Source organism: Streptomyces sp. QH1-20, assembly GCF_041283565.1.
In the GTDB taxonomy this organism is placed as follows: Bacteria; Actinomycetota; Actinomycetes; order Streptomycetales; family Streptomycetaceae; genus Streptomyces; species Streptomyces syringius.
Map to the genome: position 1 here is coordinate 4,202,966 of NZ_CP166299.1, position 19,568 is coordinate 4,222,533.

General features: G+C 69.0%; 28 protein-coding genes. 8 read left to right on the forward strand and 20 right to left on the reverse strand.

Going from position 1 to position 19,568, the window contains the following annotated elements; all coding sequences use genetic code 11:
• Positions 1-114: 114 nt before the first annotated feature.
• Together AB8O64_RS18875 and AB8O64_RS18880 are read right to left on the reverse strand one after the other, a co-directional pair.
• Positions 115-621, reverse strand: a complete 507-nt coding sequence (locus AB8O64_RS18875; protein WP_370420123.1) for a carboxymuconolactone decarboxylase family protein — start codon at positions 619-621, stop codon at positions 115-117.
• A 100-nt stretch (positions 622-721) separates the two neighbouring features.
• Complete coding sequence (locus tag AB8O64_RS18880; protein WP_370420124.1) at positions 722-1,549, reverse strand: NAD(P)H-binding protein; 828 nt, start codon at positions 1,547-1,549, stop codon at positions 722-724.
• A gap of 70 nt (positions 1,550-1,619) precedes the next feature.
• Between AB8O64_RS18880 and AB8O64_RS18885 the strand changes: the two genes are divergently transcribed.
• On the forward strand, positions 1,620-2,060 hold the full coding sequence (locus AB8O64_RS18885) for a winged helix-turn-helix transcriptional regulator (protein ID WP_370420126.1): 441 nt from the start codon (positions 1,620-1,622) through the stop codon (positions 2,058-2,060).
• A 62-nt stretch (positions 2,061-2,122) separates the two neighbouring features.
• On the forward strand, positions 2,123-2,824 hold the full coding sequence (locus AB8O64_RS18890) for an NAD(P)-dependent oxidoreductase (protein WP_370420128.1): 702 nt from the start codon (positions 2,123-2,125) through the stop codon (positions 2,822-2,824).
• Positions 2,825-2,830: 6 nt separating this feature from the next.
• On the opposite strand, the gene AB8O64_RS18895 is transcribed toward AB8O64_RS18890, so the two are convergent.
• The 5 genes from AB8O64_RS18895 to AB8O64_RS18915 all read right to left on the reverse strand — a co-directional run bounded on the left by AB8O64_RS18895 (position 2,831) and on the right by AB8O64_RS18915 (position 5,108).
• Positions 2,831-3,241: a VOC family protein gene (locus AB8O64_RS18895; protein ID WP_370420130.1), complete on the reverse strand. Its 411-nt coding sequence runs from the start codon at positions 3,239-3,241 to the stop codon at positions 2,831-2,833.
• 73 nt (positions 3,242-3,314) lie between these two features.
• A complete protein-coding gene (locus tag AB8O64_RS18900; protein ID WP_370423902.1) occupies positions 3,315-3,674 on the reverse strand; it encodes a helix-turn-helix domain-containing protein in 360 nt (119 codons plus the stop codon).
• A 98-nt stretch (positions 3,675-3,772) separates the two neighbouring features.
• A complete protein-coding gene (locus AB8O64_RS18905; RefSeq protein WP_370420131.1) occupies positions 3,773-4,177 on the reverse strand; it encodes a peptidase inhibitor family I36 protein in 405 nt (134 codons plus the stop codon).
• Between the two features lie 60 nt (positions 4,178-4,237).
• Positions 4,238-4,447, reverse strand: coding sequence for a hypothetical protein (locus tag AB8O64_RS18910; RefSeq protein ID WP_370420133.1), 210 nt, complete (start codon positions 4,445-4,447; stop codon positions 4,238-4,240).
• Between the two features lie 193 nt (positions 4,448-4,640).
• Complete coding sequence (locus AB8O64_RS18915; RefSeq protein ID WP_370420135.1) at positions 4,641-5,108, reverse strand: hypothetical protein; 468 nt, start codon at positions 5,106-5,108, stop codon at positions 4,641-4,643.
• Positions 5,109-5,546: 438 nt separating this feature from the next.
• Between AB8O64_RS18915 and AB8O64_RS18920 the strand changes: the two genes are divergently transcribed.
• Positions 5,547-6,572, forward strand: coding sequence for an alpha/beta hydrolase (locus tag AB8O64_RS18920; RefSeq protein WP_370420136.1), 1,026 nt, complete (start codon positions 5,547-5,549; stop codon positions 6,570-6,572).
• A gap of 45 nt (positions 6,573-6,617) precedes the next feature.
• On the opposite strand, the gene AB8O64_RS18925 is transcribed toward AB8O64_RS18920, so the two are convergent.
• From AB8O64_RS18925 to AB8O64_RS18955, 7 genes are all read right to left on the reverse strand, one after another.
• Positions 6,618-7,526: a YihY/virulence factor BrkB family protein gene (locus AB8O64_RS18925; protein ID WP_370420138.1), complete on the reverse strand. Its 909-nt coding sequence runs from the start codon at positions 7,524-7,526 to the stop codon at positions 6,618-6,620.
• 83 nt (positions 7,527-7,609) lie between these two features.
• Complete coding sequence (locus AB8O64_RS18930; RefSeq protein ID WP_370420139.1) at positions 7,610-7,918, reverse strand: SCO5918 family protein; 309 nt, start codon at positions 7,916-7,918, stop codon at positions 7,610-7,612.
• A 23-nt stretch (positions 7,919-7,941) separates the two neighbouring features.
• A complete protein-coding gene (locus AB8O64_RS18935) occupies positions 7,942-8,340 on the reverse strand; it encodes a CBS domain-containing protein (protein WP_370420141.1) in 399 nt (132 codons plus the stop codon).
• A 49-nt stretch (positions 8,341-8,389) separates the two neighbouring features.
• Complete coding sequence (locus AB8O64_RS18940) at positions 8,390-9,895, reverse strand: DEAD/DEAH box helicase (protein ID WP_370420142.1); 1,506 nt, start codon at positions 9,893-9,895, stop codon at positions 8,390-8,392.
• Positions 9,896-10,249: 354 nt separating this feature from the next.
• Positions 10,250-10,453: a cold-shock protein gene (locus AB8O64_RS18945; protein WP_370420144.1), complete on the reverse strand. Its 204-nt coding sequence runs from the start codon at positions 10,451-10,453 to the stop codon at positions 10,250-10,252.
• A gap of 325 nt (positions 10,454-10,778) precedes the next feature.
• On the reverse strand, positions 10,779-10,979 hold the full coding sequence (locus AB8O64_RS18950) for a DUF397 domain-containing protein (protein ID WP_370420145.1): 201 nt from the start codon (positions 10,977-10,979) through the stop codon (positions 10,779-10,781).
• Positions 10,955-11,800, reverse strand: coding sequence for a Scr1 family TA system antitoxin-like transcriptional regulator (locus tag AB8O64_RS18955; protein ID WP_370420146.1), 846 nt, complete (start codon positions 11,798-11,800; stop codon positions 10,955-10,957). The genes AB8O64_RS18950 and AB8O64_RS18955 overlap by 25 nt, the downstream gene beginning before the upstream one ends.
• 138 nt (positions 11,801-11,938) lie before the next feature.
• Between AB8O64_RS18955 and AB8O64_RS18960 the strand changes: the two genes are divergently transcribed.
• Together AB8O64_RS18960 and AB8O64_RS18965 are read left to right on the forward strand one after the other, a co-directional pair.
• Positions 11,939-12,220 carry a hypothetical protein gene (locus tag AB8O64_RS18960; protein WP_370420148.1) on the forward strand — a complete coding sequence of 94 codons (282 nt, stop codon included), beginning with the start codon at positions 11,939-11,941 and terminating at the stop codon, positions 12,218-12,220.
• 8 nt (positions 12,221-12,228) lie between these two features.
• Positions 12,229-12,384 carry a DUF6255 family natural product biosynthesis protein gene (locus AB8O64_RS18965; protein ID WP_370423903.1) on the forward strand — a complete coding sequence of 52 codons (156 nt, stop codon included), beginning with the start codon at positions 12,229-12,231 and terminating at the stop codon, positions 12,382-12,384.
• Here the strand turns inward: AB8O64_RS18965 and AB8O64_RS18970 are convergent.
• Complete coding sequence (locus tag AB8O64_RS18970; RefSeq protein WP_370420150.1) at positions 12,338-13,207, reverse strand: hypothetical protein; 870 nt, start codon at positions 13,205-13,207, stop codon at positions 12,338-12,340. The genes AB8O64_RS18965 and AB8O64_RS18970 overlap by 47 nt on opposite strands.
• Before the next feature lie 388 nt (positions 13,208-13,595).
• Between AB8O64_RS18970 and AB8O64_RS18975 the strand changes: the two genes are divergently transcribed.
• Positions 13,596-14,006 carry a hypothetical protein gene (locus tag AB8O64_RS18975; protein ID WP_370420151.1) on the forward strand — a complete coding sequence of 137 codons (411 nt, stop codon included), beginning with the start codon at positions 13,596-13,598 and terminating at the stop codon, positions 14,004-14,006.
• 119 nt (positions 14,007-14,125) lie between these two features.
• Here the strand turns inward: AB8O64_RS18975 and AB8O64_RS18980 are convergent, their stop codons facing one another.
• Complete coding sequence (locus AB8O64_RS18980) at positions 14,126-14,728, reverse strand: DUF2867 domain-containing protein (RefSeq protein ID WP_370420153.1); 603 nt, start codon at positions 14,726-14,728, stop codon at positions 14,126-14,128.
• A gap of 96 nt (positions 14,729-14,824) precedes the next feature.
• On the opposite strand from AB8O64_RS18980, the gene AB8O64_RS18985 reads away from it, so the two are divergent.
• Positions 14,825-15,385, forward strand: a complete 561-nt coding sequence (locus AB8O64_RS18985; protein ID WP_370420155.1) for a TetR/AcrR family transcriptional regulator — start codon at positions 14,825-14,827, stop codon at positions 15,383-15,385.
• A gap of 108 nt (positions 15,386-15,493) precedes the next feature.
• Here the strand turns inward: AB8O64_RS18985 and AB8O64_RS18990 are convergent, their stop codons facing one another.
• Both AB8O64_RS18990 and AB8O64_RS18995 read right to left on the reverse strand, forming a co-directional pair.
• Positions 15,494-15,985: a hypothetical protein gene (locus AB8O64_RS18990; protein WP_370420156.1), complete on the reverse strand. Its 492-nt coding sequence runs from the start codon at positions 15,983-15,985 to the stop codon at positions 15,494-15,496.
• Between the two features lie 263 nt (positions 15,986-16,248).
• Positions 16,249-16,437: a hypothetical protein gene (locus AB8O64_RS18995; protein WP_370420158.1), complete on the reverse strand. Its 189-nt coding sequence runs from the start codon at positions 16,435-16,437 to the stop codon at positions 16,249-16,251.
• Between the two features lie 170 nt (positions 16,438-16,607).
• Here AB8O64_RS18995 and AB8O64_RS19000 point away from each other — a divergent pair, with 170 nt between their 5' ends.
• Positions 16,608-17,639 carry a hypothetical protein gene (locus AB8O64_RS19000; RefSeq protein ID WP_370420159.1) on the forward strand — a complete coding sequence of 344 codons (1,032 nt, stop codon included), beginning with the start codon at positions 16,608-16,610 and terminating at the stop codon, positions 17,637-17,639.
• Between the two features lie 339 nt (positions 17,640-17,978).
• On the opposite strand, the gene AB8O64_RS19005 is transcribed toward AB8O64_RS19000, so the two are convergent.
• The gene (locus tag AB8O64_RS19005; RefSeq protein ID WP_370420160.1) at positions 17,979-18,413 is read right to left on the reverse strand and encodes a VOC family protein; all 435 of its coding nucleotides are present in this window, start codon (positions 18,411-18,413) and stop codon (positions 17,979-17,981) included.
• Between the two features lie 142 nt (positions 18,414-18,555).
• The gene (locus AB8O64_RS19010) at positions 18,556-19,491 is read right to left on the reverse strand and encodes a S1 family peptidase (protein ID WP_370420162.1); all 936 of its coding nucleotides are present in this window, start codon (positions 19,489-19,491) and stop codon (positions 18,556-18,558) included.
• Positions 19,492-19,568: the final 77 nt, after the last annotated feature.

A 19,568-nucleotide genomic window follows, 5' to 3' on the forward strand; every position in this document is an offset into this window, starting at 1 on the left:
TCGTCGGGCGACCCTCTGGGGTCGCCTCCAGGCCGGTTGAGGGCGAGCTGGTGGTGTGGGAGCGTCGGGCTCAGGCCTCGGCCCGGGGCCCGAACCCGACGAACCCCGATGCGCTCAGTTCCAGGGGTCCGTGAAGGAGCGGCCCGGGACGGGCTTGGCTATGAGGGCGATCGAGATGAAGAAGTTGACCTGGCCGATCGCGATCGTCAGGGTCGCGAGCGCCTTGGGGTCGTAGTGTTCGGCCACCTCCGCGTAGAGCTCGTCGGAGACCCGCTCGCCGTGGGCGGAGGGCTGGAGCACGGCTTCCACCAGGGCCAGCGCGGCGCGCTCGGCCGGGGTGAAGTAGGGGGAGTCCTGCCAGGACGCCACCGAGGTGATGCGCTCCTCCGTCTCCCCGGCCTTGCGCAGGAAACCCGCGTGCAGAACGGTCAGGTACGTGTTGCCGACGATCTGACCGGCGCGCAGCTGGATCAGGCTGATCGTGGTGCGCGGCACCGAGCGGTTGCCGGTGGCCTTGAACAGGGCCGCCGACACCTCGGCCACCTCGGGGACGAGCTCCACCGGGTCGTGGGCCATCCGGGGGCTCATGGGGACCTCGGCGGTGAGGGAACGCGCGTTCATTGTGGTGCTCCTTCGGGCTGGTGCGTTGCTGTCACTGCCCTGACGGATGCCGTCGAAGGAATGTGACGGATGGAGCGACCCGGCCCGAAAAAAGTTTTGGCTACGCGGCAGGTGGTGCCGCGGCGACCGCGGCCTTGTACACCTCCAGTGCCGGGCGGGGCTCGCGGCCCAGGAGCGTGCGCAGGGCGTTGTCCTCGATCCCGGAGCCGTCCAGGAAGCCGCCGGCCATCGCCGAGTACGTGCTCATCAGCATCGGCACCTGATAGGGCAGCGCCTCGCCTGCCGCGGTGATCGCCTCGCGGGCCGCGCCGAGCGAGCCGGGCTCGTACGAGCCGCCGATCGCGGCCGCCAGTTCGGCACCGCCCAGGGCCCGCTCGCCGACGAGCTCGTACACCCGCCCCGCGTGCCGCTCCGGCTCGGTCACGACCCGGGCCGCCACCGCGGCGAGGTCGGCGCGGGCCACCGCGGCCAGGCGGCCCTCGCCCAGGGGTGCCGCGATCGTCCCGTCGGGGCCCGGGGCGGCGATGCCGGCGAGGAACTCGGCGTAGAGCCCGTTGCGCAGGATCGTCCAGGCCAGTGGGCCGCGCGCGAGGCGGCGTTCGGTCCAGCGGTGGGCCAGGGCGTACGTCATGTGGTCGCCGTCGCCGCTGAGGCTGGTGTAGACGACGTGCCGCACTCCCGCCTTCTCGGCCGCCGATATCGCCGCGTCGTGGCGGGCGATGACGACGTCGTCCTCGCCGTATCCGGCGGAGACGATCAGCAAGGTGTCCACGCCGGTGAAGTCGAGCGAGGCCGGGTCGTCGAAGTCGACGCGCCGTTCGGCGGTGGAGCGGGGCGTGCGGGTACCGAGCACGACGTCGTCCCGCCCGGCCAGTTCGCCGACGATGAGCGCTCCGAGCGCGCCGCTCGCACCGGTGACCAGAATCATTGAAATCTCCCTCTGAGCTGTGTGTTTCCATCATCGGGAGCGAGTTCCGATCGCGTAAGGAGGCACATTGATGTCAGTAGGGCACACGGCGGTAACCACCCCCGTGCCGGACGGACCCGTGATCGTCTGCGAGACGCCGCAGGACGAGTGCGGCGTGCGGGACGTGCTGGACCGGCTGGGCGACAAGTGGTCCGTCTACGTGGTGGTCGAGCTCGCCTCCGGCGTGAGGCGGTTCAAGGAGTTGCAGCGCGCGATCCCCGGCAACATCTCGCAGCGCATGCTCACGCTCACCGTTCGGCGGCTGGAGCGGGACGGGCTGGTGGCGCGGACCGTGTATCCCACGGTCCCGCCCCAAGTCGAGTACGAGCTGACGGAGATGGGCCATAGCCTCACCCACCTCGTGAAGACCCTGGCGGACTGGTCGATCGCCCATCGCCCGGCGATCGCCGCGTCCCGGGAGGCCTGGGACGCCGCCGCCACGGAGCCGGAGCCGGAGCCAACCAGAATCTGATTGCCGTGTCGAAACTACACGCCGTATAGTTTCGACACACCGTATCGGCAGTAGGGGGAGCCATGCACATCGGAGTCATCGGGGCCACGGGCGGCATCGGCAGTCGCGTCGTCACCGAAGCCCTCGGACGGGGGCATCACGTCTCGGCGTTCAGCCGCGACGCCACGCGCATCGAAGAGGAACGGGAGAACGTCACCTGGCGGAGCGTCGACGTCCTCGACGTCGACAGCATCACCGCGGTTCTTCCCGGCCTGGACGTGCTCATCAGCGGATTCCAGCCCGGCAACGCCGCCCAGGACTTCATGGACACCGTCGAGCGTTCGATCGCCGACCCCACGGTCTACGCCACCGCGGCGAAGGCACTGATCAAGGCATTGGAAAGCCACCCTCGGACCCGGCTGATCGTGATCGGGGGCGCCGGGAGTCTCGAGCTCGCGCCCGGGGTCGTGGCGGCCGACTCCGACGAACTCCTGCACGAGACCCTCGATCAGCTCGGGCTGCCGAGGGGGTACGCCGCCGCGGTACGCGGACACCGCGACGCCTTGAACGTCCTCCGCCTGTCCAACCGGCTCTGGACCTACTTCAGCCCCGCGGGGGACATCGCCCCCGGCGAGCGCACGGGCCGGTTCCGCATCGGCGGCGACCAGTTGGTCCTCGACGCCGACGGGCGCAGCCGCATCTCCATGGAGGACGCGGCAGTCGCGCTCGTCGACGAGGTGGAGCTGCCCCGCTTCGTCCAGCGCCGCTTCACGATCGGCTATTGAGGCCCGTCAGGACTTCGGCTGCGTGAAGCGGATGCGGTTGCCGAACGGGTCGCGCAGGCCGCAGTCGATGCCGTAGGGCCGCTCGGTGGGCTCCTCGGTGAACTCGACACCACGGGCCAGCAGCGTCTCGTACGTCTTGCGGCAGTCGTCCGTGGTGAAGATGAGCCAGCCGCCCATCGCGCCCTTGGTCACCAACTCGCGGACCTGCTGGGCCGTCTCCTCCGACATCGCCGGGGCGCCCGGCTTCTCCAGCAGGATCTGGCGCTCGGGGTGGCCGGGGACGCTGACGGTCAGCCAGCGCATGAAGCCCATGTCGACGTCGGCGGCGACCTCAAGGCCCAGCTTGTTGACGTAGAAGTCGAAGGCCTCGTTCTGGTCGAGGACGTATATCTGCGATTGCGTGATGGCGTTGAACATGTGGATGACGCTACGGGGCGGGGCGGCCGAAAACTTATCCAAAACTGCTCAGTGCGGAGGGTGGGGGCGGTGGTCAGGCGCTCGGCCGCGTCCAGGCCATCGTGAAGCACGTCGGTACGCCCGTGGGCGTCGCCTCCTTGCGGTACGTCCTCGGCGACCGGCCGACGATGTCGCTGAACGTACGGCTGAACGTCCCCGGGCTACCGAAGCCGACCTCGAAGCAGATGTCCGTCACACTGCGGTCGGTCTCGCGCAGCAGGAACATCGCCCGTTCGACGCGACGGCGCTGGAGGTAGCGGTGCGGCGTCTCGCCGAACGTGGCCCGGAAGGTGCGGGTGAAGTGTGCCGGTGACACGTGGGCGATCCGCGCCAGCGCCGGGACGTCCAGCGGCTGCGCGTACGCGCGGTCCATCGCGTCCCGCGCGCGCAGCATGCGGCGGTTGGTGTCTTCGACAGCGCTGCTCACGACGCCTGCCTCCTGGCTTCCGATGGGCCTCCCGGCCGTGCGTGGGCCGGGAGATCCACTGAAACCTAGCCTTCGCCGGGCGGTGTCCCGCAGGACGGCCCGCCCGGGCCGTCGAACTGCACCGAGCTGAAGAAGTCCCGGTAGGCGGGGAAGAGGTTGCCCTTGCCGGTCGGGCCGGCGGAGGTGACGGCCGTGCAGCCGGCGTAGTTCGCCTCGGACCAGAGGTAAATGGTCGAAGCGGTGCGGTTCCAGTCCGACTTGGCCCTGTCGTTCATGCCGAGTGCCGCGAGGTCCGGTGTGTTCCCCCGGAGCGTGATCATGTCGCCGGTGCCGTCGAGCCCGGAGAACATGCAGTAGTAGCCGTCGGGGCATCGGTCGTACCCGTCGGCCGCATGGGCTGTGGAGACCGGCAGAACGCCGGTGGCCGCGACGGCCACCGACGCGAGCAGGGTACGGAACGTGTTCCTCATGTGCTGCTGCTCCTTGACTTGAATTCCGGACGTGCGAGTGGTCGCGTCAGCCGGTGTGGGTCAGAGGACGGGCTCGGCCACGTTCGGCAGTTCAAGGAGGACGATGCCCCCGGGGCCGGTGACGTCGATGGTGCCGTTCGAGGTCGCACCGATGAGTCCCGCGACGTTGAGGTCGACGTTGGCGTGAGCCGGCGCCGCCAGGGCGGCGGAGCCGACGGTGAGCAGGAGGCCGGCGGCGAAGACGGCGGCGGCGCGCTTGAGGGGGGTCATGGGGGACTCTCCTTTGTCGATCAGGCGTGGCGGGGCGGACGAGTCCTTTCCGCCAGGTTGTCCGACAAACGGCGCCCCCTCGGGGGTGCGGTGGTGCGCGTCCCGCACCCGCACGCGGAAGAGCGCCGGTGCTCACTGCTTTGCACCGGCGCCTGCCCGCCTTCCGCGCGCTGCGCTACGACCGTGAGGCCCCCTACAGCGGCACCGGCACCTGGAGCGGTCCCGGCCCCTTCTGCGGAACGGGCACCTTCGCCGCCACGCCCTTGAGGTCCGTGGCGAACGTGTTGGCGGCAGCCGTGGTCCCCGCCGCGTCCCTCTTCGTCACCTCGTCGATGATCTTGGTGACGTCCTTGATCAGCTTGTCCAGCGCCTGCTTGAGCTCGTCGCGGGGGTCCAGGGCGGAAGGCGCCGGCAGTTGCCTTGCCGAGGCCGCCAGCTGCTGCTGGAGGGCGGTGAGCTTCGCCGCGTCGGGAGACGCGGACCGCGCTTCCCGGACGATCCGGTGGCCCACGGCGACGGTCTCCGCCAGGGCGCTCGGGGCGTGGGCGGCCACGGCCGTGTGGCCGGTCTCCGGCGCTGCGGCCAGTGCCGGGGCGGTGACGCCCAGGGCGAGCGAGCCGCAGACAGCGGCCATGGCAGTGGATGCGAGCGTGATGCGCATGCTGGGCGCTCCCCATCGGTTCGGTGTGCTCGGGTGACTGTCTGCCCAACCTGTGGGGGTCTCCCGTGCCCCGCAACCCGGCCCCTGCCCCGGATGGGCGCGCCGACGAGCTGGCGCCGTCCCACCGATGCGGCCCTGACCTGCGGCATCGCCATTTGAACCGGCATCGGCACAAACCTCCCCCGAAGCCGCCGTCCGGACGACGGACGACAGCCGGACGTTTTGGGTTGGTTTGTATACCCGTGGAATTTTTCACCGCCGGATCGGGAACGCGGCGGCCCGATTCGGCCATCCCCTAGGGCACATCAGGTTGTCATGTGCCTCCTCGGGGGCCGCCGAACCATGCGGAGAGCGACGCGGATGACGTATTCACCTTCTGGCCACCACACGCCCCACGGGCGCCGCCAGCCGTCCCGCGCCAGGCGGTGGATCATCGTCGTGGCGTCCATAGTCACGCTCGGGCTGATCGCCTGGCCCGTGATGACTCACTACGAGATACCCCCGTTCACGGACAAGGGCGACCCCGTCAGCTACGGAGACGTCGACCCGCAGCCTCCCACCGGCGGTGGGAAGCAGGAGGTCGTGGACTCCAAGGTCCTGATGCCGACCGGTCCGAAGGCCGCCTTCAAGAACGCCCGGACCCTCAAGGACGGCACCCACGTCAGCGTCGTCACCCTGGACGGCAAGAAGTCCGGCTTCAAGGGCAAGGTCTGGGTCTGGGCGCCCAAGGAGTACACGGACGACCCGAAGTACGCCAAGCACGGCTTCCCCGTCATGATCGCCCTGCCCGGCGGCCCCGGCTTCGGCACCAACTACTGGTGGGCCGGCTTCAACTTCCAGGAGAACATGGCCAAGTGGTACAAGGAGGGCAAGAGCAAGCCCTTCCTGCTGGCCATGCCGGTTCTGAACCCCGGCCCGGACGACAAGGGCACCTACTGGGACGGCAGTGACATCCCCGGCCAGCCGAAGATGGGCACCTGGCTGACGGAGGACGTCCCGGACCTGATGAAGGCCAACTTCCGCACGATCAAGTCGCGCGACGGCTGGGCGTTCATGGGCTCCTCCACCGGTGGCTTCGCGGGCCTGAAGGCCGTCCTGAAGCACCCGGACAAGTTCAAGGCAGCGATCGCGAACGGCCCGGACTTCGTCCCGGACTCCCTCCTCTGGCGCGGCCACGAGAAGGAGCAGCGGGAGAACACCCCCTCGGTGCTGGCCAAGCGGCTGATCGACACCAAGGGCCCGGACGTCTACCTCGCCTTCCAGGTCGGCACGCGCGAGGGCGCGGCGACCATGAAGGGCGTCAAGGACTTCATGGCCCAGTCCGGCAAGGGCCCGGTCCACACCTACCTGCGACCGATCGAGGGCGGCAGGCACGACGGCGCGTCCTACGCGCCGAACCTGGGCCTCGGGCCCATCCAGTGGATCAGCGAGCAGATCTCGGGGCCGATTCCCGCCGGTTCCTGACCCGTTCCCGCTTCCTGACCCGTTCCCGCTTCCTGACGTCAGGCGTTACGTGCTCCCGGGGCCTGGTTCGCCGTCGTGCTCGGTCTGTTTGGCCAGCTCGGCGTTGAACTGGGCCCCGAGCAGCAACACCAGGTTGGCGATCCACAACCAGACCAGGAACACCACCAGCCCCGCCAGCGAGCCGTACAGGCGGGGGTAGGTCCCGGCGTGCGAGACGTAGAGGGCGAAGCCGGCCGAGGAGGCCAGCCACAGCAGGACGGCCAGTGCCCCGCCGGGGGCCATGCGCCGGACGGGCCGGGCATGGGCCGGGCCGGAGCGGTAGAGCACCAGCACCAGCGTCACGGCGATGACCAGGAGTACGGGCCACCGGAGGGCGTCCCAGACGGTGACCGGCCCGCCGCCGAGGTGCAGTGCCTGACCGAGCCTGCGGGCGAGTCCACCGGTGAGGACGAGCGCCAGTGCGCTGACGACGAGCAGTACCACCAGCACCAGTGCCGTCAGGACGATGCGTGGCGCGGTACGCAGTACCGGCCGGTCGCTGTCGGTGCGCTCCATGGCGTAGACGGCGCGGCGGAAGACGCTCAGATAGCTGCTTCCCGACCACAGGGCGCCGATCGTGCCGAAGGTCGTCAGCAGCCAGGCCGCCGAGTGCTGCCCGGCCATCTCCAGCAGCGTGGATCGCAGGAGTTCGCGGCTCTGGGCAGGTACGACGTCGGTGATGTCGTCGATCAGACCGGTGGTGGAGGCCGGCTGGGAGAGGCCGAAGACCGACAGGATGACGAGCATCACCGGGAACAGGGCCAGCACGGTGTAGTACGTCAGCGCGGCGGCCCAGTCGGTGATGTTGTCGTCCCACGCGGTGACCGGCGTGCGCCGCAAGGCCGTCGCGTACGTGTCGTACCAGGCCCGGCGGGCGCGGCCGGGCCGATGCGAACGGTCGCTGTGCCGTCCCATGGCCACCACCTTCGGAAGTCGCTTCGTCCCTGAAGGTCGGCTACCCACGAGCCGCCGCCGCGCACGCGTCGTGCGACCGCGCGTTACGCGGCGGTCGGCGCTCCCAGCAGGGCGGACGCGGTCTGGAGAGGGCTGAGCCTCCGCGCCGGCACGAGCGTGGGGACCGCATCGCAGATGAAGCCGAGGCGGGTCAGCGCCCGGGTGACTTCGCCCGCGGTGAAGTCACGCCGGTCCTGCCGGGTGATCACTTCGCCGACCTGCTTGACGGGATAGGTGCGGCGGCCGATCTTCACGGAGTCACCCGTGACGGGTTCGGGCTTGATGCCCTTCATCGATGCCTGCACGTCACTTTTGACGAGGTCGAAGGGGAAACGGGCGATGACACAACGCATGGTGCCTCCAGGGAGGAGAGGGATCAGTGCGAAAGGGTGAGGATGCCGAGGGCGTAGCCGTCCCCGTCGATCACGGGTGAGGCGTCCAGCGCCCGGTCGCGCAGTGCGCGTTCCGCCTGGGGCAGCGGCGCGTCCGAGGCGGTGAAGGGGCCCCGGTCGTAGCCGACGTCCCGGAGGCGGGCGCTCTCGGCGTACCAGGAGCCGCTGCGGTGGGCGGTGAGCTGCGCCCGGGTGACGAGACCGGCGCACCGGCCGTCCTCGTCCCAGACCAGGAGGTGCCCGACCCCGGCGCCGATGAGGACGGACAGGGCCAGGTCGACGACCATGTCCTCACCGACTTGCGGGCCGGGTGAGGCCATGGCGTCACCCGCCGTCGAAGTGGTGCCGTCCGTCAGCATCGGTTCCGCCGGAATCAGGGTCAATGGACACCTTCGTGTTCGAGGGATCAACGGGCGGCTGAGCGGACCGCTGTTACGCGGCGCTGCTCATCGGAGGCGTCCGGTGGGAGCCGCCGGAGCGGGCCTGGGCGGAGGCGGCGGAGCGGCGCGCCTGCGCCGGACGGCTGCGCTGCCCCCGCGAGGAGGAGCCCCGGCGCTTGGAGCGCTCGGCCACCGGCGCCGAGATGGTCACCGGAACCCCGGACGGTGCCTGGGCACCGGTGATCCGGCTCAGTTCGGCCTCACCCGACCGCACTTGAGCCGACTGCGGGGTGATGCCGGCGTCGGCCATGAGGCGGGTCATGTCACGGCGCTGGTTGGGGAGCACGAGGGTGACGACGCTGCCGGATTCTCCGGCGCGGGCGGTGCGGCCGCCGCGGTGGAGGTAGTCCTTGTGGTCGCTGGGCGGGTCGACGTTGACGACGAGGTCGAGGTTGTCGACGTGGATGCCACGGGCGGCGACATTCGTGGCCACCAGCGCCGTGACGTGCCCGGTCTTGAACTGGGCGAGGGTCCGGGTGCGCTGGGGCTGGGACTTCCCCCCGTGCAGGGCCGCGGCCCGTACTCCGGAGTTCAGGAGGTGGGTGGTGAGCTGGTCCACGGCGTGCTTGGTGTCCAGGAACATGATCACCCGCCCGTCGCGGGCGGCGATCTCCGTGGTCGTGGCGTACTTGTCCGCGCCGTGCACGTGCAGGACGTGGTGCTCCATCGTGGTGACCGCACCGGCGGACGGGTCGACGGAGTGGACGACCGGGTCGTGGAGGTAGCGGCGGACCAGGAGATCGACGTTGCGGTCCAAGGTGGCGGAGAACAGCATCCGCTGACCCTCGGGGCGGACCTGGTCCAGGAGCTCGGTGACCTGGGGCATGAAGCCCATGTCGGCCATCTGGTCGGCCTCGTCCAGCACGGTGATGTTCACCCGGTCCAACCGGCAGTCACCACGCTCGATGAGGTCCTTCAGCCGCCCCGGCGTCGCCACCACGACCTCACTGCCACCGCGCAGCGCACCGGCCTGACGACCGATCGACATGCCACCGACCACGGTGGCCATGCGGAGTTTGAGGGCCCGGGCGTAGGGGGTGAGGGCGTCGGTGACCTGCTGGGCCAGCTCCCGGGTCGGCACCAGCACCAGGGCAAGGGGCTGCCTGGGCTCGGCACGCAGCCCGGCAGTACGGGCCAGCAACGCCAGCCCGAACGCCAGTGTCTTGCCCGAACCCGTCCGGCCACGACCCAGGACGTCCCGGCCGGCCAGCGAGTTCGGCAACGTCGCACCCTGAATCGGGAACGGAACGGTCATGCCCTGGGAGCCGAGCGCCGCCAGCAGGGGCGCGGGCATGTCGAGCTCGGCGAACGTCGTGACGGCGGGCAGACCCGGGGTCGTCCCGACGGGCAGCGCGAACTCACCCTGACGGGCTGCGGGGCGCCGTCCGTAGCCACCGGAGCGACCGGAGCCCTGCGAGCGGAAATTACGGCCGGAGCCTGCGGAGCCGCCCTTGGCGGTACGGGCATAACGGTCGTTCGAACGTACTGTGCGGTTCATGCGGAACCTTCCTCGATACGGCACGTATCGAGGAATTCCCGGCGGTAATGACCGCAGCACGGGGAATCGCAAGAACGAACCGCAGGAAATGCGGCAACGAGGCCCGATCCTCAAAAGATCGACCGTCGTCGGCGCTCTGTGATGACCGGCGTGTGGACTTTTACGGTCCGGATTTGCCTGGTCAGGAACTCGGGCGGGATCGCTGTCCGGCCGGGGAGTTTTGGGCGGTATGGGCCGCCGAGGGTGATGCGGGGGGTCTCTGGGGCCGCTTGTCGGCGGCCGACCCCTGAAAAAGCAACGAGCTGGGGCCCGCACCCAAGGTGCGGGCCCCAGCTACGTCATGCGTCAGCGCGCTTAGGCGGGGACGATGTTCTCCGCCTGGGGGCCCTTCTGGCCCGCCGTGACGTCGAAGTTCACCTTCTGGCCTTCCTGCAGCTCGCGGAAGCCGGAAGAGGCGATGTTGGAGTAGTGGGCGAACACGTCCGGGCCGCCACCCTCCTGCTCGATGAAGCCGAAGCCCTTTTCCGCGTTGAACCACTTCACGATGCCAGTAGCCATGTCATATCTCCTTCGGGGGCAAGGACCCGCACTGTGCCGGTCCCGCGTCGCCGCGATGATTACCCCGTCCGGAGAGCAAACGCCGGAAAAGCAAAAGCGCTCCTGTCGACGTAAAATCCGACAGGGGCACTTGAAGTTTGGGAACCACAACTGCAACTGAAATCAACAGTAGCACGGTGTCGGCGGCCGGGCACGAGAAGTAATTTCACTCCGCCCGCTGTCCCATAAACCCTCACCGTGCGCGGAGCCAATTCCTGTGCTTGCGGCAATAGATTTTCGCGCGCGGTTGGCTTGCGGTTGGCCTGCGGCTGGCCAGGTTCCCTGGTCAGTGGCTCAGCGTGGCTACGAAGACGGCCCAGGCCCTGGCGGGGATCGCCAGGACTGGGCCGTCGGGGTTCTTGGAGTCCCGGACCATGGTGGTGCCGGGTATGTGGTCGGCGACCTCGACGCAGTCGTCTCCGGCGTCGGAGCTGTAGCTGCTCTTCCGCCACATGGCAGTGCTCAGGCCGGATGGGATGGGGAGCATGAGAAGTGCTCCTCCATTGCTTTTCGGGTCAAGTCAGTGGACGCCGCAGGCGAGAGGGCGTTTGCCTGCATGCGGTCATAGGATGCCGTGTACTTACCGACGTCTTCAGGGTCTCTGATAATGCCGCCGGATCCAATCCCCTCCACATACATCACCTCGCTCCCGTTGGGGAGCTTGAGGATGGTCATCGAGCCGCCCGTGGTAGACAGCTCGGGGGTCTCGTACGGGAGGATCTGCAGGTGAACGTGCGGGCGTTCAGTCAGAGCCAGGAGGTGCGCCAGCTGCCTTCCCATGAGCCCGTGGCTGCCTACGACCCTGTAGAGCACAGCCTGATCGAGAATGATCCACAGCCAGGGAGGGGCAGGCTCATCGAGCCGAGCCTGTCGGCCTAGGCGAATCGAGACCTTCTCCTCCAGCTCCGCCGGGGTGTCGCAGAACCAAGCACCGAACAGTGCCCGCATGTACTCCTCTGTCTGCACCAGCCCCGGGATCATTTGCGAGAACTTGTACATCTTCGTCGCTTGGGCTTCGTACTCGAAGAACTGCAAGGCCCGACTCATAAAGGACGGCGTGCAGCCGATGTGCGGCCACAGATCGCGCAGGTCGCCGTCCGCCCCGAGGACCTCGTCCAAGGCGTCGGACAACTGCTTCGGCGGCGACTCCGTCCCCAGCTCGATCTTCGCGATCCGGCTGTGCGTGACGTGGACCTTCTCGCCCAGCTCGCGCTGCGTCCACCCGGCGCGAAGACGCAGCTTGCGGACCTTGTTGCCGTAGAGCGCGGCGATGGACGTCGACGGATCAAGTTCCTTGGGTGCGGGCATCGTTCCTCTCGTTTTCCTTAAGAGCCTTTCAAGCCATTACCCCTGGTCACCGTACCGCTACGGCCCGATGCTCGTAAGGAAAAGTCGGGTCAGGGCGTGCGGAGGCAGGACGTGATGACGTACCGGGAAGGTGCGTACGTGGTCGATACGCGCAACGGGGCGTTTGCGCAGGTGATGGGCCGGATCGGGCCCCGGGTGCAGGTACGCCGGCCCGGTGGTGGGCGGGAGTGGGAGGTGCCGCCGACCGCGTTGCGGCTGGCGACGTTCGAGGAGTGCCGGGCCGCCGACCCTGCCGACCGGTGTGATGAGTGTGAGCGGATCAGGGACGGACGACGGGCCGCCGAGGCTCGTGGCGACAAGTCGGCCATGACTGACGCCGCCGTGCTCATGGGTCGACATCAACGCGAGGTCCACCCGTGACCCGCGTGGTGGGCCGCGTCGTCTCCTCCTGCGCGCATCACGCCGAGTGGACGCGCACGGTCGACAAAGCCACCTGCAAGAAGTGCGGTGTCGAGCGGTACTCGTCATATCGGCTGCTCAGAATGCCGGTTGAACAGTCATGGTTCCCGCACCGCCACCGCTGAACGTCCAGCTCTCCGCCGCCTCTTGTCGGCAGTCGCGGCATTTGGTTTCGTCCGCGACGGGCCGGAAGACGCGGTCGCAGGTGCCTGCGCAGGTGCGTAGTGGTTGTGGGGCGGTTACGGGGGCCGTGAAGGGCGGGATCTCCGGCATCTTGCGGGTGAGGCGGTTGCGGGCCAGGGCGGCGGGGGAGTGGACGCGGGCCGGGAGGCCGTCCGTCAGGGCCTCTCGCAGGTCCTTGGCTGTTGCGCCGCGCAGGAGCCATTCGCCCGCCAGGGCGGCGAGGTGCTGGATGTCGCGGCCGTTGAGGCGCAGGCGGCGTTCCTGGTGGGAGACGGAGGCGAGGATCAGGCTCCCGCGTTCGATGAGCGGTGCGGGGACGTGGGAGGGCTGGGAGGGAGGGTTCTCTTTCTTCCCCTCCGTGTTTGTTGGGTAACGGCCGACGGACGGGTCGGTCGGTTCACCGACGGCCGGTTCTTGAACAGTCGGTGCGACCTGCGGGGATCCGTCCCGTAACGCCATCGCTTCCTCGGGCGCGAGGACGACGTTGGACACCATCTGCCTCGTGATCCACTTCCCGCCCGCGACTTGGAGTTTCCACTCGTGGAAGTAGCCCTCCGCCTTCAGCTCCCGCTTCGCGACGGTGAACGCGCCCCTCTTGATCCCCGCGTTCTCCGCCGTCGCCCACAGCGGCTCGTCCACGCCGGCCGGGAGCGAAAGTTGCCACATGAGCATGCGTACGGCCGCCGCCGACAGGCGCGGGTGGCGGATGATCTCGTTCGATACCTGAGTGAAGAAACGCTCAGGGGCGATAACATGCCGAAGCATCCCGGGGACTCCTTCTTCTTAGTCCTCGTGGGTGAAGGCCCTCGACCGGTGTTTGCCGCACCGTCGAGGGCCGCCTCGTTCTCATGACGAAGCAGCCGATTCCCGGCCACCGTAGCGCAATCCACACGCCCACCGAGCGCACTCAACTCCGTTGATCGCACGTGTAGTTCAATGCGACCGCCTGTGACCGATTCCGTCGCCAACCGCCCCACGGGGCGGGCGTCGTGCGTTGCCTTGAGATCGATAATGTCGGGCAGAAAGAATACGAAAATCTGTAGATTAACCTGAAAAAATGTTCTCCTTGACCGCTCCATGACATACCCGCAAAGCTCTTCTCTGTCCCGAATGTTCAGCAACCGGGCGAACACGGGATATGGAGGGGGATCGGGTGAAAATCTTCAAGTCTCTCGGCGTCATCGTGGCAACGGTGATGCTCGCCCTCGGCATCGGCGGAGGGCTGGCCCCGTCGGCCTTCGCGGCCAAGGCCGCACCGAACGACGGAAGTTACAGCGCCGAAAACCTCACCGACCGCACCGAGGTACCGCGGACCGGTGCGGTACCGCCGTCGGGGGGCGGCGGTACGGCGCCACCGGCCTCGACGGAGTCCCTGCGGTGCTGGGACGCTTACCTGTCCGGCTCCACGTTCGCCATCTCGTGTTCCGGCAACAACTTCTACGTCTGGGCTGACTGCAGCAACGGCTACCGGTACACCGTCGGCCCGTTCGCCGGCTCGTACCGTGTGACCATCACCTGCCCGGGTGGCTCCCGTGCCTTGCAGGGCGGCGCGTACGGCAGCTGATCGCCGCGATCCCGCACCGCAGTTCGTCATGTGCCCTGCCGGTGACCTCCGGCAGGGCACATGTCATTGCCGGCTCCCGACTGACGGCCCGCACGGCGGCCGCGCCTTGTGGGATCCGGTCAGCGAACGCTTCGCCCGGCGGCGTTCGTCTGCCACTCGCGGCCGATGGAGCGCATGAGTGCCGGGTAGACCCCCAGGTACCGGAAGGGCTTGATGGCGGCCATGTAGAGCGTGCCGAAAAGCCCGTTCGGCTTTACCAGGACGGCCATTTGCCCGCGGTAGCCGCCGGACCCGTCCGGGACCCAGCCGATGTGCATCACCCCGTGCACGGTCTTGTTGCCCATCTCGGCCGCCCACTCGTCGTCCCTCTCGTAAAGGGACGTGAACGGGGACGAGCCGAGGTCGGGGCCCTGAGGGCCCTCGCGAAGGTCGGCCGGCAACCGGTCACGCAGGGAAGGCCGCCGGGTGCCGATGCCGGTGTCGGGCTTGTCCCAGCCCAGCAGTGCCCCGAGCTTCCAGCGGACGGCGAAGAGCACGCGGGAGACGAGACCGTCTCCGCTCACCCCGTCTTTCATGCCTTCGGCGATCTGGCGCACCAGCCACACAAGGTCGTCGGGTCCGCCGGGGGTGGGCAGGGCCCACACGTCCTCGACCGTGAAGTCGTAGGCGATCTCGTGAATCCGCCAGGGGCGGTCGGTGTGGGCGGTTCGGGGAAGTCGCATGAGCAGGCCCCATATCTATACGGTGGCGTATAAGTCGAGTCTAGGCGCATGTATACGCTCCCGTATACTCGGCAGGGATGTGAGGAGGCGCACGCCATGGGAGCGACCCGCACGCCGCGCGGCAAGTGGATCGAGGAAGGCCTGCGGGCGCTGGTCGCGGGCGGACCCGAAGCCGTCCGGATCGAGGCGCTGGCGCAGGCGCTCGGCGTCAGCAAGGGCGGCTTTTACGGGTACTTCCGCAACCGGGGCGCCCTGCTCACCGAAATGCTCGACACCTGGGAGTACGAGGTCGCCGAGGGCGTGATCGAGCAGGTCGAGAGCGGTGGCGGAGACGCCAGGGCCAGGCTGGAGCGGCTGTTCGCCATCGTCGCCGCCGCCACCGACGGGCCGGTGCGGGGCATCACCGCCGATATGGCGATCCGCGACTGGGCCCGCCGCGACGCGGCCGTCGCCGAGCGCCTGCGCCGCGTCGACAACCGCCGTATGGACTACCTGCGTTCCCTCTTCTCCGCCTTCTGCCCCGACGAGGACGAGGTCGAGGTCCGTTGCCTGATCGCCGTCTCGGTGCGCATCGGCAACCACTTCACCGCCGCCGACAACGGCAAGCGCAGCCGCGCGGAAGTGATGGAGCTGATCAGACAACGACTGCTGGCGTAGCCGCCCTGCGGCACCGGTCGTGTGGGATACGAGGCCCCGGGAGCTACTGCGCAGGAGCCTTTGCACGGGCGGCGGCCGGGCCGCTGAGCGGCCCGGCCCTTCAGCGGATCAGGCGCGGACCGGGGCCCATTGGGTGCACTGGCGCTCGCTGCCCTTCACGACGCACCCACGCAGCTTGTACCGGTGCCCCTCGGGCAGGTTGCCGGATGCGACCTTTATGTAGATCGCCTTGTGGCCGCGCGTGGAGGCGATACGGCCGGTGCTCAGCTCGGCCTCGACCGCCCAGCCGTCGGGGCTGATGTCCTTGGCGACGAGGGAGTCGCCCGGGATGTTGGGGGCGGGCTGCGGGTCCGCGTTCCACCGGGCGAAGCCCATGTTGTGGCCGTCCCGGGGGCTGATGATGTTGATGGTGAACGACCCGTCCGGGTCCATCGCGGCAACGCCCGAGACACCGGTCGTGGACACAGAGGCGTCGATGTCGGGCGCGAGGTCCCCCGTCTCGTCGGCGCTTGCGGTTCCGGCCCCGGCCGTGAGCGCCACGCCGACGAACAGGGCGGCCGAACCGATGACCGCGCCGATGCGCTTGTGTATCGAACCCATGATTTCCTTCGTTCCCGCGCACGACGGCACACCGCCGCACGCATGTTCCCCCGCCAACCTCGAACGTCGCTGGCAGCCAGTCAAACCCACTGTATCCAGGGCCCTTTGCGTGCCTACTGGCGGGTAGCTTCCGATTCGGCGGCGCGCCCCCCGGCACGGTCTCGGCGACCGTCGTCGACGGAGCGCCGTTCAGGCCGCGCGGCCGCATGACAAAGGCCCGCTTGGCCGGCTTGCCAAGCGGACCCCTCAGGACGCGGCAGAAGTCAGGGCGCCAGGCACCCGGTGGCCGGGATCTCGGTGGGTACCCCGAGGCTGGCCGGGTCCACGAGGCTCGTGACGTCCTGAACGGTACATTCGATCGTGGCCACCGGGTCCGGTACGGCGGTGGCCGGTGTGGCGAGGAAGCCGAGGAACGCGAGGCCCCCGAGAGCTACTGCGGCAATACGGCGCATGAACGCCCCCCTTTTAAGCGCGGTACATGTCGTCGCAGGGCTTCCCCCGAAGCCAAGGCGGCATGCCGCAGTCACCCGTTCGTGTGTCGCCGCGCTGCCCGCGACCATCGGCCGTACGCGCCGGGGGAACCGTCCGACGTGCGCCATCGTCGGTTACCGATGTGACTGAAGTGACGCCCACGCTGCCTGCCGATCTCCGCGAACTGATCTCCGACCTGTCCGGGATTGTCAGCGACTACCCCTACGTCGACCCCGAATCGACCCTCGCCGTCCTCGCCGACGACGCGGCGGAGGCGCTCGGCCGCGACGCCACCCCGGAGGGCCGCCGGGAGCGGACCGGGTACACGATGCTCCTGCATGCCACCTGCTGGTACGTCTCCGCACGTGTCTTCAGCAAGTCCGTGTTCGCGTCGTACATACGGGCCTTGGAAGGGTTCCGTGCGCAGTTGGACCCGGCCTCCTGCGCCTGCCCCGCCGGTGCCCACCCCACGGAGCTGGACTCGGAGTACCAGGTCGAGGCCGGGGTGAGCATGCTGGACGAGGCGGGGCGGGCCGCATTCGCCGAGGACTACGGTCTCGACGAGGAGGAGACGGCGGTTTTCGACTGCGAAGGGTTCCTCGCGGACCTCGCCGATGAGGCCCTGGGCCGCTTGCGCGAGGCGCACCAGGAGCTCTTCGGCGGCATCGACGTCTCCCATCTGGACGCGCAGTTCGTCCGGGACGACGGCGGCCTCGACATCGTCGCCATGCAGGCGGCGATCCGCCGTACGTGGGAGAACAACACCGGCCCGGTCGCCCTGTGGTCCGCCCGCCGTTGGCTCAACGGACAGGTGCGGGACGAGGAGCGGATCGGCTTGTTCCTGTGCCTGTGGATGGGCATCGCCCAGACCTACGAGGGCCTGCCGCCCTCGTACGCGCGCGACTTGGCCGCCGCGCTCGCCACCATCGACCTGGACGTCTCCTGCGGGCATCCGCAGCACCCCTGGTCCACCGCCGATTCCAACGTGGAGTCCCGGTACCGCGCGGTGATCCACCTGTACGCGCCGGAAGACCACCCCGACACCCCCGTGCCCGCCGAACTCTCGGCCCGCGAACTGTGGGAGTGCCCGGTGCAGTACGCCCAGTTGACGCGGGCGGCGTTGGAAAACCTCGCGGGATGGCGCACCATGCGCGGCGGCGAGGACGAGGACTGGGAGGGCTGAGCGGTACGGGACCGCCTGGCCGTCGCTGTCACCTGCGATTATGTGACTCATGGCTAGTCGTAGGGGCGCCTGCGGGCGCTGCGGGGGAGAGCGGCGGTTCTGGCGGCGTGAGTGCACGTCGTGCCGGAGGACGCGGGGGGACCGGGGAGATCTCGTCGGGGATGCGGCGGACGCAGCCGTCGAGTTCGGTGCTCTGAGCTGGATATGGCGCGGCGTTCGCGGTGTCGTGCGGGCGCTGGTCGACTGACGGTCCCGTCAGGGCCGTTGGCACACCCGGCGAAGGGGGCGACCTTGGCGAGCAGCGTCAGGCGGCTCGCCAAGGTGCCCGTCCATGGCCGCTCAGTCCAGGCAGAACTCGTTGCCCTCGATGTCCTGCATCGAGATGCAGGACTCGTTGGTGCCATCGGCACGCAGCACCTGCACGCAGGTCGCGCCGAGCGCGACCAGTCGTGCGCATTCGGCCTCGAGCGTGGCCAGGCGCTCGTCACCCACGAGCCCGCTGCCGGCCCGCACGTCGATATGCACCCGATTCTTGGCGACCTTGCCTTCGGGAACGCGCTGGAAGTACAGCCGCGGACCCGCACCCGTGGGATCAATGCAAGCGAACGCTGAACCCTGCTGCTCAGGGGGTAGTGAGTCATTGAATGCGTCCCAAGAGGCGAACCCCTCCGGCGGCGGCGGTACGACGTACCCCAGCACCTCGCACCAGAAACGAGCGACGCGCTCGGGGTTCGCGCAGTCGAAGGTGATTTGGATCTGCCTGATCGTCGACATCGGTCCACCATAGAGGCGGAGTCTTCCGTTGTCTCCACAGTTTCCTGGCCTGGCGGGAGCCCCCGCCGGGGACGCGCGTGAGGCGGCCCCCGGACACACCGTGGAAGGTGTGTCCGGGGGCCGCTGTCTCGGGCGAAAGGGCTTACGGGATGGTCGCGCCGAAGGCGGAGAGCGCTTCGGTCACCGGCTGGTAGAACGTGGTCCCGCCGGTCGAGCAGTCGCCGTTGCCGCCCGAGGTGAGGCCCAGGGCCTGGGTGCCGGCGAAGAGGGCGCCGCCGCTGTCGCCGGGCTCGGCGCAGACGTTGGTCTGGATCAGGCCCGTGACCCGGCCCTCCTTGTACGTCACCGAGGCGTTGAGGCCGGTGACCGTGCCGCTGTGCAGACCGGTGGTGGAGCCGCTGCGCTGGACGGATTCGTTGAGGACCGCGTCCCGGGCGCCGGTGATGGTCTGCGTGGTGCCGTTGTAGAGGTTCACCTCGCTCGGGTGGGGGACGGCGCCGATGGCGGGGTAGGCCGCGATGGCGTAGTCGTTGCCGGGGAAGCTCGACCCGTTCCCGGGGACGAGCGCGATCTCCGGGCCGCCGTCGGTCTCGGCCCAGCTCTTGATCGGGTTACCGCAGTGCCCGGCCGTGAGGAAGGCGTCCGGCAGGCCCGCCCGCTTGACGTTGAAGCCGAGCGAGCAGCGGGCCCGGATGCTGGAGGCGCTGGAACCGTAGATCGCGTCGCCGCCCCGGATGAACAGCTTGAACTCCGTGTCGGTTCTCTTCAGCTCCACCACGTCGCCGAGGGGCTTGATGACCGTGTTGAGGCGGTCCAGCTTCTCGCCCGTGACCGTGGGGTCGGCGGTGACGACGACCTTGTTGCTCTTCGGGTCCGAGACCCACGCCGTGCCGGGGATCTGCTCGCTGGAGTCCAGCGTCGTCATGGCGGCGGCCAGCTGGGGGCCGTCGAGGCGGCCGGCCCGGGGGTCGGACTGGGCGGCCGAGGCGCTGTACGGAGTGAGGGTGGCGGCGGCCAGTAAGGCGAGTGCGGTGGCCGCCAGAGCGGCGACGCGGCGGAGTGGTGCGGATCGTTGCAAGGCATCTCCCGAGTGAATGCCGGAACCACGAGTCCGGAGGGCACGACCCCACGCCGAGTGGCGCGGGAGGAGTCTCA

Coding starts and splice junctions, on each gene's coding strand:
- AB8O64_RS18875 (WP_370420123.1), bottom strand. CDS start 621: ATGAACGCGCGTTCCCTCACCGCCGAGGTCCCCATGAGCCCCCGGATG.
- AB8O64_RS18880 (WP_370420124.1), bottom strand. CDS start 1,549: ATGATTCTGGTCACCGGTGCGAGCGGCGCGCTCGGAGCGCTCATCGTC.
- AB8O64_RS18885 (WP_370420126.1), top strand. CDS start 1,620: ATGTCAGTAGGGCACACGGCGGTAACCACCCCCGTGCCGGACGGACCC.
- AB8O64_RS18890 (WP_370420128.1), top strand. CDS start 2,123: ATGCACATCGGAGTCATCGGGGCCACGGGCGGCATCGGCAGTCGCGTC.
- AB8O64_RS18895 (WP_370420130.1), bottom strand. CDS start 3,241: ATGTTCAACGCCATCACGCAATCGCAGATATACGTCCTCGACCAGAAC.
- AB8O64_RS18900 (WP_370423902.1), bottom strand. CDS start 3,674: ATGCTGCGCGCGCGGGACGCGATGGACCGCGCGTACGCGCAGCCGCTG.
- AB8O64_RS18905 (WP_370420131.1), bottom strand. CDS start 4,177: ATGAGGAACACGTTCCGTACCCTGCTCGCGTCGGTGGCCGTCGCGGCC.
- AB8O64_RS18910 (WP_370420133.1), bottom strand. CDS start 4,447: ATGACCCCCCTCAAGCGCGCCGCCGCCGTCTTCGCCGCCGGCCTCCTG.
- AB8O64_RS18915 (WP_370420135.1), bottom strand. CDS start 5,108: ATGCGCATCACGCTCGCATCCACTGCCATGGCCGCTGTCTGCGGCTCG.
- AB8O64_RS18925 (WP_370420138.1), bottom strand. CDS start 7,526: ATGGGACGGCACAGCGACCGTTCGCATCGGCCCGGCCGCGCCCGCCGG.
- AB8O64_RS18930 (WP_370420139.1), bottom strand. CDS start 7,918: ATGCGTTGTGTCATCGCCCGTTTCCCCTTCGACCTCGTCAAAAGTGAC.
- AB8O64_RS18940 (WP_370420142.1), bottom strand. CDS start 9,895: ATGAACCGCACAGTACGTTCGAACGACCGTTATGCCCGTACCGCCAAG.
- AB8O64_RS18945 (WP_370420144.1), bottom strand. CDS start 10,453: ATGGCTACTGGCATCGTGAAGTGGTTCAACGCGGAAAAGGGCTTCGGC.
- AB8O64_RS18950 (WP_370420145.1), bottom strand. CDS start 10,979: ATGCTCCCCATCCCATCCGGCCTGAGCACTGCCATGTGGCGGAAGAGC.
- AB8O64_RS18955 (WP_370420146.1), bottom strand. CDS start 11,800: ATGCCCGCACCCAAGGAACTTGATCCGTCGACGTCCATCGCCGCGCTC.
- AB8O64_RS18970 (WP_370420150.1), bottom strand. CDS start 13,207: ATGCTTCGGCATGTTATCGCCCCTGAGCGTTTCTTCACTCAGGTATCG.
- AB8O64_RS18980 (WP_370420153.1), bottom strand. CDS start 14,728: ATGCGACTTCCCCGAACCGCCCACACCGACCGCCCCTGGCGGATTCAC.
- AB8O64_RS18985 (WP_370420155.1), top strand. CDS start 14,825: ATGGGAGCGACCCGCACGCCGCGCGGCAAGTGGATCGAGGAAGGCCTG.
- AB8O64_RS18990 (WP_370420156.1), bottom strand. CDS start 15,985: ATGGGTTCGATACACAAGCGCATCGGCGCGGTCATCGGTTCGGCCGCC.
- AB8O64_RS18995 (WP_370420158.1), bottom strand. CDS start 16,437: ATGCGCCGTATTGCCGCAGTAGCTCTCGGGGGCCTCGCGTTCCTCGGC.
- AB8O64_RS19005 (WP_370420160.1), bottom strand. CDS start 18,413: ATGTCGACGATCAGGCAGATCCAAATCACCTTCGACTGCGCGAACCCC.